Raw genomic sequence first — 17,849 nt, forward strand, 5'->3', positions numbered from 1 at the left:
TCACGCACACTCGCCGTCGAAACACATGTTGACCGATACCCCCAATCCGCGCGGCCAGGGATCTCCTGCACCCGCACCCCGCAAACCCCAGCCCGGACAGCCCCCACGCCCCGACAACCCGGCAGCTCGACACCCACCATCAACAACAAACGCCGGCGGCCCGCGAAATCACGGACCCGCCGGCGTTGCACACCCCGAGGGGCGTCACACACTAGGAATACAGAAATACAGAAGAAGAATGCGGAAGACTCCCGCCGGAATGCCACAGGCATTGCCGAACCACCATCGACCTGCTACCAGACCCCTGCCGGAACCCCGACAGTCGTCAGCTAGGCCACAAAGACCATTCAGTCCAGATAGTCCAGACAGCTCAGATGGACCATATAACCCATGCAGCATCCTGGACGCATCGAGCCTGCCGCGTCAGCCGAACCCGACCCACAGGGCCAGTCCGCCCGATCAGCCGACCCGAATCGTCCTCCGGCGGCGCGGCGCCAACCGCGACACGCCGAAGGACATGCGGGAACTCCCTGTTCAGTTATCGCGGCATTCGCCGGAGCCCTTTGGCGGCGCCACCACTGACACCGCCTGGGAGCTTACTTCCGGACGAACAGTCCGCGGCGCCATGCGGCGAGCAAGCCACCCGCCACTGCGAGAGCGAGCGCAACCATCACCGTACCGAGGATGCGGGTACCGGTCTTGCCGAGGGCACCCACCAGAGCACCGCCCAGACCGGCCTGCTTCGCATTGTCGGCGGCCTTGTCGCCGGTCTTCGGCGCGACCACGACGTTGCTCGCCCCGTTGCCGGTGAGCCCGAACTCGGTCGCGACCTTCGTGCCGGACTGCTTACCGGTGACGGTCAGCGTGTAGGTGGACGTGCTCGGGTCGAAGCCCTTGACACCGTTGAAGTCGATGGTCGTGGTTTCGCCGGTGGCGACACGCACACCCGAGACCGCGGTGTCATTGTTCGAGGAAGCGAGCACGGTACCGGTCTCCGTGTCTTGCAGCTGGTAGCCGAGCACCGCGTCACCGTCGAAGCCGGTGACCTGCGCCACGCCATCCTTGACGGAAACCTTGGCGTTCGAAGACAGCGCGTTGATTTCCTCAGTCGAGCTGGCCAACCCGAGCGTCTTGGCGATGGTGAAGAAGTTGTCGGTCTGGTCGGTCAGGCCGTTGACTCGCGAGGCGCCGGGGCCGGAAGCCGCAATGCGCAGCTGAGTGCCGGTGTGGCTCATCGAGCCGCCCTTGTCCATAGGCGAGGAGGAGGTCGCATAGGCGACGTACAGCGCGGAGCCGTCAGCGGAACGCAGCGGCGTGGTCAGACCGTAGTAGGTCGGCCAGGACACGATCTGGCTTGTGTGCGCGTGATCGGCGGTGACAATGATCAGCGTGTTGGACAGGTCGACCTTCTTCAGCGCAGCGGCGATGGCCTTGTCGAGGTCGTCGGTCTCACCAATCTGGCCGCAGGCGTTGGCATTGTGGTCCTGCTTGTCGATGGAAGCCCCCTCGACCTGCAGGAAGTAGCCGTTTTCCTTACCGTTCTTGTTCGAGGACAGCAGGTCGATCGCCTTGTCGGTCATGTCAGCCAGCGAAGCGCCCTTGTTGCCGAGCCACTCGGAATTCTGGGTGCAGGTGACGAGGCTCTTGTTGCCGTCCTTCTGACCGGCCAGCGACATCTTGACCGCCGTATCGTAATCGTACGGCGTGGACTCGTTGTATTGGGTGGGCATGTTCCCGGAGGAGAACAGGCCGAGCACCGGCGAATCCTGATTGGCTGTCGTCAGGGAGCTCAGCTGGGTCGGATCTTCGAAGTACTGATAGCCGCGGACCTTCGCCTGCTCCTTCAGCGTCATGCCTTGGTATTCGCCGGCCTGGGCGGTCTGGTTGAAGTACTTGTTGCCGCCGCCGAGTGTCACGTCGGCGCGAGTGTCGAGCAGCTGCTCGGAGATGGAGCCGATGCCGCCGTTCTGCTTGAGCTGGGCGACATCGCAGCGCTTGGCGGAATCGTCGGAGCTGCCGTCGGTCTTGCCTTGCGGACCGTAGCAAGAGCGCTGGGTGGAGTGCGATTCAAGCACTGCCGGGGTGGCGTCCTGGATTTCCGCGGTGGTCACATTGCCGGTCGCCAGGCCCTTGGCCTTGGCCAGCTCGATGAGGTTCATCTGCGGGTTGAAGCTGTTGTCCACGGACACCGCATTGTTATAGGTCTTGGTGCCAGTCGCCCAAGCGGAGCCCGAAGCGGCAGAATCCGTGACCGCGGTGATTTGCTGACGACGGTCGCCCGAACCATCGCCCGCAGAGTAGGTCGTGTACTGGCCCACGCCGGTCTCCTTGGCGCTGGTGGCACCGGCCTGACCGATTTTATCGATGCCCTCAAGCGTGCCGCCAGGGCCATACAGATAGTCACGGGCAACGGTGATTTCGGAGTCGCCCATGCCATCGCCGATGAACAGGATTACGTTCTTCGCCTTGCCGGTCGCCGGCGTGTTGGCGATGCGCTGGGCACCACCATGGCTGCTCAGCGTTGCAAGGCTCGGGGTGCCCGCAGCGAACGCGCCAGGGGCCAGAGCCACGCAGACAGCGCCGGCTATCAGGGCCGAGACGCCCGCCATGATCTTTGATCGAATTGGTTGTTTCACTTCTATTCCTTTCCTCGACGAAAACCGGCAGGCTCCTGTTCGTCCACCTGCAAACCGATTGGTTGTTGAGCCGGTTTTCGCTCCGATTGCACGCTATTCCGGCAAAGCATCGGGCAACGTTCGCACAGTCGAAGGGCATCCCAACTCTTGGTGAATTCTCAGAGAATTAGTACTTTTCGCGGTTTTCGGAAGATGCTGGAAGCTGATAACGCAAACATCGGCACCGAAAGCTGACAACGTTTGCAAATATTATGAAACAGCTGTACAATGGCGAGACGGAATCAGCGTTGAATCTTGATGGCACGAGCATGAAGCAAAGGGGCAGGAATGGCAAAAGCTGGCATTCGAGATGTCGCCAAAGTGGCGGGAGTATCCATCTCAACGGTTTCGCGCGCCTTCACGCGTCCGGAGCTGGTATCGGAGAGAACCCGGCGGAAAGTGCTCAGCGCCGCAGACAAGCTGGACTTCAACATCTCCCGCTCCGCCACCTCCCTGAAAACCGGACAGGCATACCGTGTCGCGCTCCTGATGAACGAAGAGATCACCAGCTGGTTCAACACCGAAGTCTTCGCCGGAATCAACGATGTCCTTCACGATGCCGGATATGACATCTCCCTGTTCCAGCACATCGACACCGCCGAGAACCGCAAGGAGTTCTTCACCGCCTTGCCGATCCGCCGCAACGTCGACGCCGTATTCGTCAACTCGTTCGCAGTCGACCCGTATGAGGTCGAACAGCTCAAACGCATCCGCGTTCCGATTATCGGTATCAACACGCCGTCCACCTCGAATTTCGACGCTTCCGTCAGCATCAATGACGAAGAGGGCATGTTTATGGCCGCCCAGCATCTGATCAATCTCGGGCACCGCCACATCGTGTACACGTGCTCGGAACCTGCCGAAGGCATCACATCAAGCATCGACGACCGCGGACGCGGATTCATCCGTGCGTGCAAGGCCGCCGAGCACAATCATGACTTGCAATGGCAGGTGTTGTCCGTCCCCCGCGGCCGCACGTTCGCCGATTCCGCACTCGCGGCACTGCTTGCACTCGACGAATTCCCGGACGCCATCTGCTGCCAGATGGATATGATGGCCATTCCGCTGGTGCTCAAGCTCGAGCATTACGGTCATTTCACACCGAAGGACTACTCGATTATCGGTTTCGATGACAGCCCGTACGCCGACACCATCAATCTGACCACCATGCGGCAAGATCCGCGCGATATGGGACGGAACGCCGCCATGAAGGCGCTCAAGCTCATCGCCGACGAACCGCTGGACAACCCGCACGAAACGATACAGCCCCAGTTGGTGCTGCGCGGTTCGGACGCCGTGTTCAAGAACAAGAAATAACGGCAACGCGGTAACGTGGCTGGGCGCCGAATCGCTTCACGACTATCCCGGTTCAGGGGTGCCGTGCCGGTTGCATCATGTCACTGTCGCCGGCCCTAACGCCGTCTGGCACAAGGCAATACGGCTTGCCTAACGCGACTGGCGGCTCACATCACCGGCAGCGCGCACAGCAGCAGCGTCACCGGGTACAACGCGTAGAACACCCACTTCGTCCACGGATGGCCGTACCCCAGTTCGTCGCGCCGCGTGTGCAGCATCGCCACTCCGACCGCCGGCATGATGAAGAACACCGCCCCGAGCACGCCCGCGGTCATCATCATCGTGTTCTCGTGCGCGTCCAACGCGTAGAACACCAACGCCATGCCGATGAGCAGCACACCCATATTGAACATGCCTTGACGCAGCCCGACATGCAGGAGCAGCGCCCAAGCGAGCCCGGCGATGGCAACCAGCACGACGGCGGCCCACTTCGCCGCACCTTGCAGGTTCTCGCGCGCCCAGTCGATTGCCGCAATCACGATCAGCGCAATCACCAGCGCGAACACCGGGTTTTGCGAGTTCATATCCCAGACTTTGCCGGATGTCGCCATATCGTAAGGGACTTCGGAGATGATGGCGAGCGCCAGCAGACGTATCCCGTATTGCACGACACTATGCGTGTGGCGATACCCTTGCACCAGCAGCCACGAGTACAGCGGCACGGCGGTCCAGGAGACCACTTCGCAGATGACCAAAACCGTCATCGCGACCATGTCGTCCGATCCGGGCTGATACCCGAGCATTGACGGCAGAATGGTCGTGCCGATGGTGGCGAGAAGCACAAACAGCCAACCGACGGTTTTCACACGGAATGTCGTCATTCCTCGCCGACGGTTGCGCCCTCCGCGCGCCGCCTGATTGTCCGCGTATTCGTCCGTCACGGTGTCTTCCATATCCGGTTTGCACCACCTATCCGTCAGTCGTGTCCATGACTCCGGCGGCGTGGCCTGAATGCCTCGGCCGCCGGCAACTGGGGGACATTATCCCATACAGTACTGGAGGCCGTCTGCAAATGCGGTGTTTTCACTCGCCGAGCACAAAAGCGGTCAGCGCATCGTAATCGGCGCCGTTGAGGGAAAGCACCGCCTGTTCGCAGATTTCAGGATCGTCCTGCCGCGAAATCGCGGTGTGCAAGTAGACCCCGTCGATGCCGGCCGAGGCGGCGCCCTGGATGTCACACCGCTCCTCATTGCCGACCATCAGCGCGCGATCAGGCGTCGTGTACTCGTACTCCAACGCGCGCAGGAAGAACTTCGGCGACGGCTTGCGCATGCCTTCCTCGCTGGAGATGACGATGCGGTCGAGGGCCTTGTTCAGTCCGGTCACCTCGATTTCAGGACGCGTATAGCAGGCCTGCGCGTTGCTGGCGAGCACAGTGCGAATGCCGGCTTCGCGCAGTTTGCCGAGCATCTCGAGGGCGCCGGGGTACAGACCGAACTTGCTGGTGCTGGCCTTGCGGAACACCCACGCCGCCTTCGCCGCGAGCTGCGGCGAAGCCATCGAACCGCCGGCCGCATACAAACGCTGGAAGACCGGCAACACGTCAGGCTCCACCCAATCGGGGTGTTCCGCGCCCTTGCGCGCTTCTTGCACGTTGACCGCATTGAGCTGGTCGAAACTCGCCTTCAGATGGGCCGCGTCATCATAATGGGCGCCCGTGGCGTCGAGGAACTCCCACAACTCCTGCCACGGCTTCGTCGCCTGTTCGTCCGTGCGAATGTCGATCAATGTCCCGTACAGGTCGAATAGCACCACCTCGTATCGCATAGTCACGCTCCTCGCTCCTCCAAATCATGTGCTTTGCAGTACCCACCAGATGACGGACGTCGTGACGGCCCGCTTCAATTCAACCGGTTTTCCTGCCATTGTACGCAGAACAATGATGCCATGACGCGCATATAGGCGGTTTTGTGGAACGGCGGCGGGCGGATGCGCACAAGACCTCAACGGAATCATGTGTCAAACCGCGCTGGACACAGTCCGAACCGGGCGGCACCCCGCCGGAATCCGCGCATCCGCCCGCCGCCGGACGATCGAACGGCAGTAACACGGCCAAGCGCCTGCAACACAGCCAAACGGCCGGGCAACCGTCACACGTGTACGATTACGAAACTCTGCGGCCCCAAAGTCACTTCGCTGCCGTGCGCCTGCGCATTGCCTAGGCACAGCAGCACGGTCGGGTCATTGGCCTTGTCGCCTTGCGCGGGGACGGTGATCGTTTCGGTATTCAGCCCCGGGTTCATCGCGACGACCAGACGCTCCGAACCGTCTTCCGCCACCCGCGAGTACGCGAAGGACCGCCCCTGCTCGGGTTGGGCGAGCACGACGAGCGGCGCCTTGGCCCGCAGCGCGAGATGGTCGGCGCGCAACGAGAGCAGGGCGCGCACCCATGCGAGCATGGAATCGGCCTCCCGCTCCTGCTCGGCCACGTTCGGCGCATCCTCAGCCGGGTCGACCGGCAGGTAGAGCGAATCCGGGTCCGCACTGGAGAATCCCATGTTCTTCGTCCTATCCCACTGCATGGGCGTACGGCTGCCGGTGCGCGCGTACCCACCTTCCTTGGTCGGCAGATCGCGGTAGCGCATGCCGATTTCGTCGCCGTAATAGATGAACGGCACACCCGGCATGGTCAGGAACATACCGAACGCCACCTGCTGCTCGCGTTTGGTCAGACGCGGCGCGAGACGCGGCGTGTCGTGGTTGCAGGTGATGAAGCAGAAATACCCTTTGCCGCGGATCGCCTGATACTGCGGGATGTACTGGCTGAGGAACTCCTGCACACTTCCGCCGCCCTTGGCGCTGAAATAGCTGTGGTCGTCCGCAGTGTCGAGCGCGTTGTCCGTGTTCCGCGCAAGCAGGTTGTAGCCGTTCGGATTGCCGCCGAAACGCCAGTCGAGGTAGAAGTCCATATCGAAACCGGCTTCCAAGGCCTGTTCCGGCACACCCCACTCGGAGACGAAAGCCGCCTGCGGGAATTCGGATTTGATGGTGCCGAGCATCTCCTGCCACGCCTTGATGGTCTCCGGCTTGCCCTCACCGTCGTTTTTGACCAGCGAGTTCGCCATATCTACGCGGAACCCGTCGCAGCCGAGCCCAAGCCAGAAGCGCATGATGTCCACCATCGCGTCCCTCGTGGCCTTTGCCGCGGCGGAATCCGTGGAGGACTGCCACGGCCGGTCACGCTTCGCGAAGCCGTAGTTCAGTGCGGGCTGGCATTTGAAGAAGTTCAGGATATATGTGGCGTTGCGTTCGCTTTCCCCGCCGATGAACGGCATCGAGTAGCCTTCGAACGCGCTGTCGGTCCAGATGTAGCGATCGGAGTACTCGTTGCGTTCGGCGCGCTGGCTTTCCCTGAACCACGGATGCTCCTCACTGGTGTGTCCAGGCACCAAATCGAGCAGCACGTGGATGCCGCGCGCATGCGCCTGACGGAACAGCTCGACCAAATCGTCGTTGGTGCCGTAGCGCGGGGCGACCTTGCGGTAGTCGCGCACGTCATACCCGGCGTCCTTGAATGGCGAGTCGTAGCAGGGGTTGATCCACAACGCGTTGCACCCCAGCGAGGCGATGTAGTCGAGCTTGCCGGTGATGCCTGGAATGTCGCCGATGCCGTCGCCGTTCGTGTCACAGAAGCTCTGCGGGTAGATTTCGTAAAACACGGCCGTATCCAGCCATGCCGGCCGCGTGAATGTTGTCGTCATGTCGTTCCCTTCTTTCTGGCTTCCGCCGTCCGGCTCACTGCCTTGCCGGTACAAGGTCGGATGCCGCGTATGCGACGCTGCGCACGCTTGGGGATGCGCCTTACCAGCACGCACCCGTCTGTGTCTGTTGCACCACTATGTTCAGTAGTTCAGCAAACGCTAGCACACGAGATGCACTTCGACACTCGCAGACGGTGCAGACATCTCAGAAGGAGTCAAAAACCGCATAATATCAGCCCGTAACCGTTGTACCAACACCGTTTCGTCGGGGACTCACCGCAAAAAAGACACGCGAAACAGTGAAATTTGCATCGTTTTTTGCGAACGTATGCAAATCCATGTATACTGTTGGTTGGTTCGGAGGTACGCAACAATCCGCCCACTTCGGTGAGCGGGCGTGCATCTGGTCAGATAGCCTGAAGGGGCAAAGGGCCGGGTGCGGACCGCTGCACCGAAAACACACTCGCTCCGCGAAAGCGGGGCGGAATTTTAGGAGGTCAAGGATGACATACATGAAGAAGATTCTGGGCGTCACCGCCGCTGTGGCGATGCTGCTCGGAGCGAGCGCCTGCGGTTCCAGCAACAATGGCGGCACCGCGGCAAAGAGCACCCAGGCAATCAAGCTGACCGTGTGGGGTCCGTCTGAGGATCAGGCCAAGTCCAGCTCCTGGCTGCCCACCATGGAAAAGCAGTTCGAGAAGGCTCACCCGGAGTACAAGATCACGTGGAAGAACGCCGTGGTCTCCGAAGGTGACGCAGGCACGACCGTCAAGCAGGATCCGTCCGCCGCAGCCGATGTCTACATGTTCTCGAACGATCAGCTCGGTACCCTGGTCGACGCTCAGGCCATCGGCGAGGTTTCCGATGACGCCAAGGCCCAGATCAAGAAGCAGGACGACGAGGCTGTCATCAAGTCCGTCACCGGCACCGATGGCAAGATCTACGGCGTTCCGTTCACTGGCAACACCTACTTCATGTTCTACAACAAGTCCAAGTTCTCGTCTGACGACATCAAGTCCCTCGACACCATGCTCCAGAAGGGCAAGGTTTCCTTCAACCTCGGTAACTCCTGGTACCTGCCGGCCTTCTACACCGGCGCTGGCATGACCCTGTTCGGCAAGGACGGCGCCACTGCCAAGGATGGCGTGAAGATGGATTCCGCCGCCGCGACCGACGTCACCAAGTACCTCGTTGACCTGGTCAAGAACCCGAACTTCGTCGTGGACAACGACGAGGGCGCTGGCCTCGCTGCTCTGCAGAACGGCACTGTGGACGCCATCTTCTCCGGCACCTGGTCCGCCGCTGACGTGAAGAAGGCCCTCGGCGACAACTACGCCGCAGCCCAGCTGCCTTCCTTCACCACCTCCGGTGGCGAAACCTACCAGATGAAGGCGTTCTACGGCTCCAAGGCTGTCGCTTACAACCCGAACTCCAAGGCTCCGCAGGCTGCTGCTGAGTTCGCCACCTACCTCGGCTCCACCGAGGCTCAGAAGGCCCACTACACCATGCGTCAGATCGTCCCGACCGACAAGTCCCTGGCTTCGACCTACAAGAACGATCCGGCTGCTGTGGCTCAGAACGACACCATCGCGAACACCTCGATCCTGCAGCCGACCATCACCGCGATGGGCAACTTCTGGGATCCGTGCAAGACCTTCGGCACCGCCATCGTCAACGGCGATGTGACCTCTGACAACGCTCAGGCGAAGGTCCAGGCTTGGATCGACGGCTACAAGAACATCGCTTCCACCAGCAGCTCCAAGTGAGCAGGCTCGCGTAAGCGAATAATGTAACAGTGTCTGCAAGACGCCCCGCCCCCGGCTTTGCGGGGCGGGGCGTCTTGCATATAACCATCAAACAATCGAAAGGTCGTCCGCATGACAACTGCGACAGCCGCGGCGGGACGCAGAGTGCGCAAGCGCAAGCGCAGCAACTCTGATGGTCTTCAGCCGTCACCATACAGATTCTCCCAGGCGTGGAAGAACGGGGATGTCCTGACACGCCTCTCACTCTTCATCTTCGGCCTCGGCGACCTTGCTCGCAAGCAGATCGTCAAGGGCCTGGCGTTCCTTGCCAGTGAAGTGCTCATCATCTTGTACCTGATCGACAAAGGCGGCACCTATCTGGGCAAGCTCACGACACTAGGCACCGCCAAGCAGACCAAGGTCAAGGTCAACGGCTTCTGGGTCTACCAGGCCGGCGACAACTCGGTCATCATCCTGTTGTACGGCGTCATGAGCGTGTTCGTCGTCATTCTGCTCATCCTGCTGGCAACCCTGTCCCTGCGCAGCGCGTACAAGGCGCAGGTCGCCATCAAGAACGGCGAACGTCCGAACACCATCGGTCAGGACCTGCGTTCCCTGTTCGACCAGAACGCGCACGTCGGCCTGATGTTCCTGCCGACCCTCGGCATCGTGGTCTTCACCATCCTGCCGCTGGTGTTCATGATCTCCATGGCATTCACCAGCTACGACCAGAACCATACGGTCCTGTTCTCCTGGGTGGGTCTGAAGAACTTCGGCACCGTGTTCGGCAACAGCGGCGGCGACGTGAACGCCAAGCTGTTCTTCTCGGTGCTCGCATGGACGCTCATCTGGGCGTTCTTCGCCACCTTCCTGAACTTCTTCCTCGGTATGTTCATGGCCATGATCATCGAGCGCAAGACCATCAAGGGCAAGGCCTTCTGGCGCGCATGCTTCTCGATGTCCATCGCAGTGCCGCAGTTCGTGTCACTGCTGGTCATGCATACCATGCTCCAGCGTGACGGCGCGATCAACCGCTTGCTGGAAAGCTGGGGTTGGATCAGCGGCCCGCTGCCGTGGCTGTCGAACGCCACATGGGCCCGCGTCACGGTTATCGTGATCAACTTGTGGATTGGTATTCCGTATACCATCATGCAGATCACCGGTATTCTCCAGAACGTGCCGACCGAGCTGTACGAAGCGGCTGAAATCGACGGCGCAAACTGGTGGCAGCGGTTCTGCAACGTGACCATGCCGTACATCTTCTTCGTGCTCACGCCGTACCTGATCACCACCTTCACGGGCAACGTGAACAACTTCAACGTGATCTACCTGCTCACAGGCGGCGAACCGACACCTGTCGGCGCGTCCGCAGGCAAGACCGATCTGCTGATCACCTGGCTGTACAAGCTGACGGTCGACAAGAACAACTACAACCTGGGTGCGGTTATCGGCATCATGACGTTCATCGTCCTTGCCGTGGTCTCGCTGCTGACCTACCGCAGCTCCGGTTCGTACAAGAATGAGGAGGGCTTCCGGTGAGTAATCCAACTTCTGGCACCACAGTCGCCAAGAAGGCCAAGGGCAATTCGTACAAGCGCCGCATCGCCGGCGATGTCGTCGCCTACATCTTCCTGACCATCATGGCCATCATCTGGCTCATGCCGATTGTGTGGGTGTTCCTCGAAAGCTTCAACAAGAACACACAGCCGTACCAGAGCACGTTCTTCCCGACGAAGTACACGTTCCACAACTACGTGCAGCTGTTCACGGAGACCGACGTGATGAACTTCCCGCGTATGTTCCTCAACACGCTGGTCATCGCCATCTTCGTGTGCATCATCTCGCTGTTCTTCGTGCTGTCCGTGTCCTTCTGCATGTCCCGTCTGCGCTTCCGCGGACGTAAGACCTTCATGAACATCGCCCTTATCCTGGGCATGTTCCCGTCCATCATGGCCGTCATCGCGGTCTACTTCATCCTGAAGGCCTTCGGCCTGACGGAAGGCGGATTCGTGATCATCGCCTTGATTCTCGTCTACTCGGCGGGTTCGGGCGCAGGCTTCTATGTCATGAAGGGCTACATGGACACCATCCCGATGTCGCTTGACGAGGCCGCCTACCTGGACGGCTGCACCAAGTGGCAGGTGTTCACCAAGATCATCATCCCGATCTGCAAGCCCATGATCGTGTACCAGGCGATTATCGGCTTCCTGACCCCGTGGCTCGACTTCGTCATGGCGAAGGCAATCGCCCGTACCCAGGACAACTTCACCGTCGCTCTGGGTCTGTGGCAGATGCTGCAGAAGGAATACATCAATCAGTGGTACGCCCGCTTCGCCGCCGGCGCGGTGTGCGTCTCCATCCCGATTGCGATTCTGTTCATCGTCATGCAGCGCTTCTACCAGGAGTCCATGTCGGGCGCAGTCAAGGGCTGATTCCCGGCAACACCAATTAAGGGGGCGGATCCGAGGCATTCAGGCTCCGGGCCGCCCCCTTTCGTATGCGGCCAACAACCGCGCATCACACACACCATTCAATCTTGACCGGGCATACCCCGTTTGGGGCAGACACCCGGTATCGCAAGGGGAACTCATGTCTTTTGTCGAAGCATCGTGGCCTGATTACGCAGGCCCGCTCGGGTCTCAGCTTCTTGACCACGGCACAGTCTTCACCGTGTGGTCGCCTTCTGCGGCGGCCGTCACATTGCGTTTGTTCGATACCAGCGACCCGAAGGACAGCCCGTCGGCGACCGTCGCGCTGGAACGTGCCCAGGATGGGGCCTGGCAACATCGCAGCGCCGAGCGGCTCGCCGGGACCTATTACGACTACATGCTGACCTTCCCGGCTTCCGCGGTCAGCAACGTACCCAGCGACGCCATCATCGACGCTGCTGAAGGCACGGTCACCATCCGCACCGCCGACCCGTGGGCCAAGGCGAGCGGCGTCAACGGCGAGCGCAGCATGGTCGTCGATCTCGATTCAACCAATCCCGACGGCTGGCTGTCCGACCGCTCCCCCGACATTCCCGCTTCCCAAACCGTGATCTGGGAGACGCATGTCGGCGATTTCAGCAACGACCCGCACGGCGGATTCCCCAAGGGGCATCGCGGCAAGTTCCTCGCGTTCACCGATGCGCATACGACCTTGGACAACCAACCCGGCGGATTCCCCACCGGCATTGCGTATCTGAAGCGTCTGGGCGTCACCCACGTGCAAATCATGCCGTTCTACGACTACGGGTCGGTCGATGAGGCCACCGGCAGCCCCTACAACTGGGGGTACGACCCGGTCGCCTACGATGTGCCGGAAGGCTCGTATAGCACCGATCCGTATGACGGAGCGGTCCGCATCCGCGAGTGCAAGGCGATGATTGCGGCGCTGCACCGGGCGGGCATCCGTGTGATCATGGATGTCGTCTACAACCACATGTACGAGAACGACAACGAATTCGAGCGCATGGCCCCCGGCTATTTCTGCCGCCGTGACGATACCGGCGGGTTCGCCAACGGTTCGGGCTGCGGCAACGACATGGCCAGCGAACGGCCGATGTTCAGCCGGTTCATCGTGGATTCGCTCGTATATTGGGCACGCGAGTACCATGTGGACGGATTCCGCTTCGACCTGATGGGCCTGTTGGACACGCAGACCCTGAATCGCGCGCGCAAAGAGCTGGACAAGCTCCCCGGCGGCGAATCCATCCTCATGTACGGCGAACCGTGGTCCGCCGACAAAACGAATGCCGAACCGTCGTTCACGCTCGCGGACAAACAGGGTCGCAAGCTGCTGGACGCGCGGATCGGCTGGTTCTGCGACGAAAGCCGTGACTCCATCAAAGGCAATGTCATGCTCGAACGCAAGCCCGGATACGTCAACGGGCAGCCGTCCGAATTCGCCGAACTGGTCCGTCACGCGCTCAACGGGTGGCGTGGCACCGAGGCGCAAGGCAAGCAGGTCGGGCAGATCATCCAATATGTGTCAGCGCATGACGATTTGACGCTGTGGGACAAACTCTGCCTGACCATGCGCGACGACCCGGCACACGCCGATTATGACGCGACCGGGGATGTGCAGGATATCCTCGCGGCCAATGCAATCGCCGCTGGGCTAGTGCTCACGTCCGCCGGATTGCCGTTCATGCTCTCCGGCGAGGAGTTCACGCGCACGAAGTACGGTTGCGATAATTCCTTCGACCGCAGTGCCGAACTCAATTGGCTTGATTGGGGCAGGGCGTCCCGCCTGTCGTCGTTGATCGAATGGTACCGGACGCTGATCGCAGTGAGAAAAGCCCATCCGGACTTCTATGACGGCCGACGCGTCGCCTTGGACTCCCCCGAAGGGGTCATCGCAGCGCAGGTAGGCGACGGCCTGGCGGTGTGCGCGAACCCCACCACAAACGGTGTGACGGTCGGGTTGCCGCAGAATACGGCTGATGCCGCACGGCATTGGGCTGTCATCGCCGATTCGACGGATGTGGCGGCGGGTTGTTCCGCCGATGGCAGGGCGCAGGTCGCTGGTGGCACCGAGCTTTCCGTGCCGGCACGCACCTTTGTGGTGGTCGCGTTGCAGTGACGCGCTTGTAAAGGGCGCTCACCGTCTCGGGCGTCAGGTCCCCGCGGTGACACCCGTCAGGCCTCACGCCCGGCGTGTCGTTTCCATCTGCGACACGCCGGGCGTGGGGCCTTTCACATTAGGATTGCAAACGATGGTAGGATTCCAAGCCCAAATACGCCATACCCACGGACCAGACCCCCTCTTTTCGTCAAGAATCTCAACGCTCCCGTGATATTGCAAACGATTTCAATACGCGGTAGAATATCCATATCCAGATACGGCGGCTGTCCCAATGACGGTCAAAGCCGCCGGCAGGAACCTGTCATCGCATACTCGAGAAGAGCGAAGGAGCGCATTATGTCCGATCAGACGGCATCGTCGCCATCCAGCCAAGACGTCCGGCGGGAAGAAAGCCCGGAGCGTCTCGCACGGCCATTAATCAGGCTTGCCAAAGCAAGCGGAATTTCCACCTCGTATATCGACCAGCTCGGCACATACGTTGAGATTAGGGACGAAGTGCTGGTGAGCGTGCTTGCCGCACTCGGTGTCGACGCCTCCAGCGATGACGCCATCGAAGCGTCGCTGGAAGCCGCCCACCGCGCCTCCTGCGACCAGCTGGTGCCACCGACGGTTGTGGTATTCGCAGGCACCGCGACCCGCGTGCCGGTCCATGCGGTCACCGCGGCCCCCGAGCTGTCGCTCACCCTCGAAAACGGTGAAGCCTATGACGGTGATCTCAACGCCCTGCTCATCAAGGACGCCGACGCGGACCCGGCGATCCCCCATGCGTTCATGCTGACCTTGCCGGACGATCTGCCGACCGGCTACCACACTCTCCATGTGACGGATGGCGACAGGTCCGCCGACGCCACCGTTCTGTACGCACCGGCGAGAATCCCCGTTCCCGAGCCGGTCGCGCAACACCACCGCTGGGGCTGGATGACCCAGATGTACTCCGTGCGTTCCAAGGAATCATGGGGTGTCGGCGACTACGGCGACCTGCGCGAACTGCTGCACGACGCCGGCAAGCAGGGCGCCGATTTCATGCTGATCAACCCGATTCACGCAGGCACCCCGATCCCGCCGATCGAGCCTTCCCCGTATCTGCCGGAATCACGCCGATTCCTCAATGTCACGTATATCCGTCCGCAGCAAATCGAAGAATACGCCGAGCTGGACGCCGACGCTCGCGCACAAGTCGACGCCCTGCACGACAGCGTCAAGGCAGCCAATGACAACCCAGACCCGCTGGATCTCAACGCTTCCTGGACCGCGAAGCGCAAGGCGTTGTGGGTGATTTACCAGCACGGCCGTTCTGCGGAACGTCAGGCCACGTTCGACGCCTTCGTCAAGGCCGCCGGCCCGGACCTTGACGCGTTCGCCGCATGGTGCGTGGCGTTCGAAGTGTGGGGAGCGCCTTGGGAAGAGGACAAGAACCCCTGGTTCTCGACACTGGACAGGAATTCGCCGGAAGTCGCCGAACTGGTTCGCGAGCATCAGGACCTGTTCGATTTCCAGCGTTGGCTGCAGTGGATCGCCGACGAACAGGTCGCCCAGGCGCAGGCCGCCGCGAAGGATGCCGGCATGGCGCTCGGCCTCATGCAGGACATGGCGGTCGGCGTGCACGCGTACGGCGTGGACGTGTGGTGGAATCCGGAACGCTTCGCGGTCGGCAGTGTCACCGTCGGCTGCCCGCCGGACTTCTACAACCAGCAAGGCCAGGATTGGGGCCAGCCGCCGTTCAATCCGCGCTATCTTGAGCGCACCGGCTATCGCGTCTACCGCGAGATGGTGCATAATGTGTTCGCCCATGCGGGCGCGGTGCGCATCGACCATGTGCTCGGCCTGTTCCGCCTGTGGTGGATTCCGAAGGGTGAAGGAGCCAAGGGCGGAGCGTATGTCACGTACAATTACCGCGCGATGCTCGCCGTATTGTCGATTGAGGCAAGCCGAGCGGGCGGTATGGTGATCGGCGAGGATCTCGGCACCGTGCCCGCCTACGTGTCCCAGGTGCTTGCCGACCATGGTGTGCTTGGCACAGTTGTTGAATGGTTCGCACGTGTCAACAACTCCCCGACCGCCGGCGACCCGTACGCCGACCCGTCCACGTACCGCAAGTACGCGCTGGCGTCCGTCACTACGCACGATCTGCCGCCAACCGCTGGGTATCTCGAGTTCGAGCATGTCAAGCTGCGCGAAGAGTTGCACCTGCTGAGCGAACCTGTCGAGACCTTCCAGAAGGCAGCAAGCGCCGAACGCGATGCGATGCTCAAGCTGCTGGTCGACGGTGGCTGGCTGGATGCCGGCGCCGCACAGGACGTGCCCGCCCACGAGCAGGAAATCGTTGAGGCGATGCACCGAATGCTGCTCAACGCCCCGTCTCTGCTACTGCAAGCGGCGTTGGTCGACGGCACCGGCGAACACCACACCCAGAATCAGCCGGGTACCAGCACGGAATACTGCAATTGGCGCGTGCCGCTGCATGACGCCGATGGCAATCTGGTCCATACGGATGAGGTGTTCAAGAATCCGCGCGTGCTGTCGCTGGCTGCCGTGATGCGCGGCGAGTGATGGCGTAATCCGCGGCCGGGTGCGGATCGCGAATCGTGCATCCGCGGGTCACGGGTCACGGGTCACGGGTCACGGGTCGCGGGTCACGGGTCACGGGTCACGGATTACGGATGCGCTCGAGAATCCGTTCAACTGCGGATCGGTTACAACTCAGGGCCGCCTGTCTTCTTCCTCCTTGAAGACAGGCGGCCCCGTTTGTATATGTTGCGCTTGTTGCGGATATTGCGAGGAGATATTTGCGGATATCTAGGATGTCCAGGGTGTGCCGGATGTCCGGATGCACCGGATGTACCGATGTCTTGCCTGTCCTCAGGCGCGCTGTTCCGGCTTGACGCCTGCAGTACGATTATCAACTTCCGCGGTGGCGGCGGGCTGATCAGTTCCACCGTTGAGCCAGTTCGCATCATCGTGGGTTGTTGCGGATTGGCGGGTATACGGCGCGAACACGCGTTCAAGAAGCGGGATGTGCAGCATCACGCATGTGCCATACCCCATGAGCAGCAAGAGAAACAGGCCCTGCGGCATGTACCGCCAGCATGCGGCGATCAGCGCCAGATAGCCCGCATCGATAGCCACCATGCCCAGCGTCGCGACAATGTGTGATACACCGAACACGTACGCGTTACCGAGCGTGCGGCCGAAGCTGTTCTCGAATCGTGCCTGCAACGCCCATACCCATTCGAATCCGATAATCCAGACGATGGTGAACGCGAATTTCGGTATCAGCAGCGGGGTGATCTGCAGGAAAATCCAAGCGGCGACAAGGCCTGCCGCCACAGGGCCGAAAATCAGCCACATCAGCGTCGATTTCGCGAAATTCTGACGGAACGCACGGAAATAGTTCGATGTGACGTGCCCTTCGCCGATGATGGCGCGACGAGCGGCATCATGCCCGGATGTGAGCGCGGCGCCGATGGTGATGACCGGAATGCTGGTGACAAGCATCAGGATGTTGATCCAGATGGCGTCGATAAGGTTGCTCAGTCCGCGCATGAACGGGGAATCCGGGGACAGAAAATGCATGAAGACTCCTTGATGTCGCTGATTGATGTCGCTGATCCTCATTCATCCTAGCAACCGCCATCAGCAATCGTTGTCATATGATGCGGCCGGTGGCCCAAGGCTGACGCCATCGCACGGGGGCAGGGCGGGGCCCGCGGGACACGCGGGACACGCGGGCAGGGCGGGACCCGCGGGACAGGCGGGACACGCAGCCCAGCCGCGCCCCTTTCACAAACTGTCTACGCTAACGC

Annotated in this window: 11 protein-coding genes; 6 read left to right on the forward strand and 5 right to left on the reverse strand. The window is 61.3% G+C overall.

Translation table 11 applies throughout. From position 1 onward, the window contains the following. Positions 1-596: 596 nt before the first annotated feature. Positions 597-2,609 (reverse strand): alkaline phosphatase, encoded by a 2,013-nt coding sequence (gene phoA, locus ACI38B_RS06230; protein ID WP_439730011.1) that lies wholly within the window; start codon positions 2,607-2,609, stop codon positions 597-599. 354 nt (positions 2,610-2,963) lie between these two features. Between phoA and ACI38B_RS06235 the strand changes: the two genes are divergently transcribed. Next, positions 2,964-3,992: a LacI family DNA-binding transcriptional regulator gene (locus ACI38B_RS06235; protein ID WP_439729994.1), complete on the forward strand. Its 1,029-nt coding sequence runs from the start codon at positions 2,964-2,966 to the stop codon at positions 3,990-3,992. A 146-nt stretch (positions 3,993-4,138) separates the two neighbouring features. Here ACI38B_RS06235 and ACI38B_RS06240 read toward each other — a convergent pair whose 3' ends face one another. The 3 genes from ACI38B_RS06240 to ACI38B_RS06250 all read right to left on the reverse strand — a co-directional run bounded on the left by ACI38B_RS06240 (position 4,139) and on the right by ACI38B_RS06250 (position 7,732). Then, the gene (locus tag ACI38B_RS06240) at positions 4,139-4,924 is read right to left on the reverse strand and encodes a TraX family protein (protein WP_439729995.1); all 786 of its coding nucleotides are present in this window, start codon (positions 4,922-4,924) and stop codon (positions 4,139-4,141) included. A 130-nt stretch (positions 4,925-5,054) separates the two neighbouring features. Beyond that, positions 5,055-5,798 carry an HAD family hydrolase gene (locus ACI38B_RS06245; RefSeq protein WP_439729996.1) on the reverse strand — a complete coding sequence of 248 codons (744 nt, stop codon included), beginning with the start codon at positions 5,796-5,798 and terminating at the stop codon, positions 5,055-5,057. Between the two features lie 323 nt (positions 5,799-6,121). Beyond that, complete coding sequence (locus ACI38B_RS06250; RefSeq protein ID WP_439729997.1) at positions 6,122-7,732, reverse strand: alpha-amylase family glycosyl hydrolase; 1,611 nt, start codon at positions 7,730-7,732, stop codon at positions 6,122-6,124. A 503-nt stretch (positions 7,733-8,235) separates the two neighbouring features. Here ACI38B_RS06250 and ACI38B_RS06255 point away from each other — a divergent pair. The 5 genes from ACI38B_RS06255 to malQ all read left to right on the forward strand — a co-directional run bounded on the left by ACI38B_RS06255 (position 8,236) and on the right by malQ (position 16,596). Further along, positions 8,236-9,498, forward strand: a complete 1,263-nt coding sequence (locus tag ACI38B_RS06255) for an extracellular solute-binding protein (RefSeq protein WP_439729998.1) — start codon at positions 8,236-8,238, stop codon at positions 9,496-9,498. Positions 9,499-9,609: 111 nt separating this feature from the next. Beyond that, positions 9,610-11,016, forward strand: a complete 1,407-nt coding sequence (locus tag ACI38B_RS06260) for a carbohydrate ABC transporter permease (RefSeq protein WP_015451205.1) — start codon at positions 9,610-9,612, stop codon at positions 11,014-11,016. Beyond that, positions 11,013-11,909 (forward strand): sugar ABC transporter permease, encoded by an 897-nt coding sequence (locus tag ACI38B_RS06265; RefSeq protein WP_439729999.1) that lies wholly within the window; start codon positions 11,013-11,015, stop codon positions 11,907-11,909. The genes ACI38B_RS06260 and ACI38B_RS06265 overlap by 4 nt, the downstream gene beginning before the upstream one ends. Before the next feature lie 157 nt (positions 11,910-12,066). After that, positions 12,067-14,043, forward strand: coding sequence for a type I pullulanase (pulA, locus tag ACI38B_RS06270; RefSeq protein ID WP_439730000.1), 1,977 nt, complete (start codon positions 12,067-12,069; stop codon positions 14,041-14,043). Positions 14,044-14,382: 339 nt separating this feature from the next. Continuing rightward, positions 14,383-16,596: a 4-alpha-glucanotransferase gene (gene malQ / locus ACI38B_RS06275; protein WP_439730001.1), complete on the forward strand. Its 2,214-nt coding sequence runs from the start codon at positions 14,383-14,385 to the stop codon at positions 16,594-16,596. Positions 16,597-16,905: 309 nt separating this feature from the next. On the opposite strand, the gene ACI38B_RS06280 is transcribed toward malQ, so the two are convergent. Further along, the gene (locus tag ACI38B_RS06280; protein WP_439730002.1) at positions 16,906-17,619 is read right to left on the reverse strand and encodes a YesL family protein; all 714 of its coding nucleotides are present in this window, start codon (positions 17,617-17,619) and stop codon (positions 16,906-16,908) included. Positions 17,620-17,849: the final 230 nt, after the last annotated feature.

Origin of the sequence: Bifidobacterium sp., from assembly GCF_051876855.1 — a bacterium.
GTDB lineage: Bacteria > Actinomycetota > Actinomycetes > Actinomycetales > Bifidobacteriaceae > Bifidobacterium.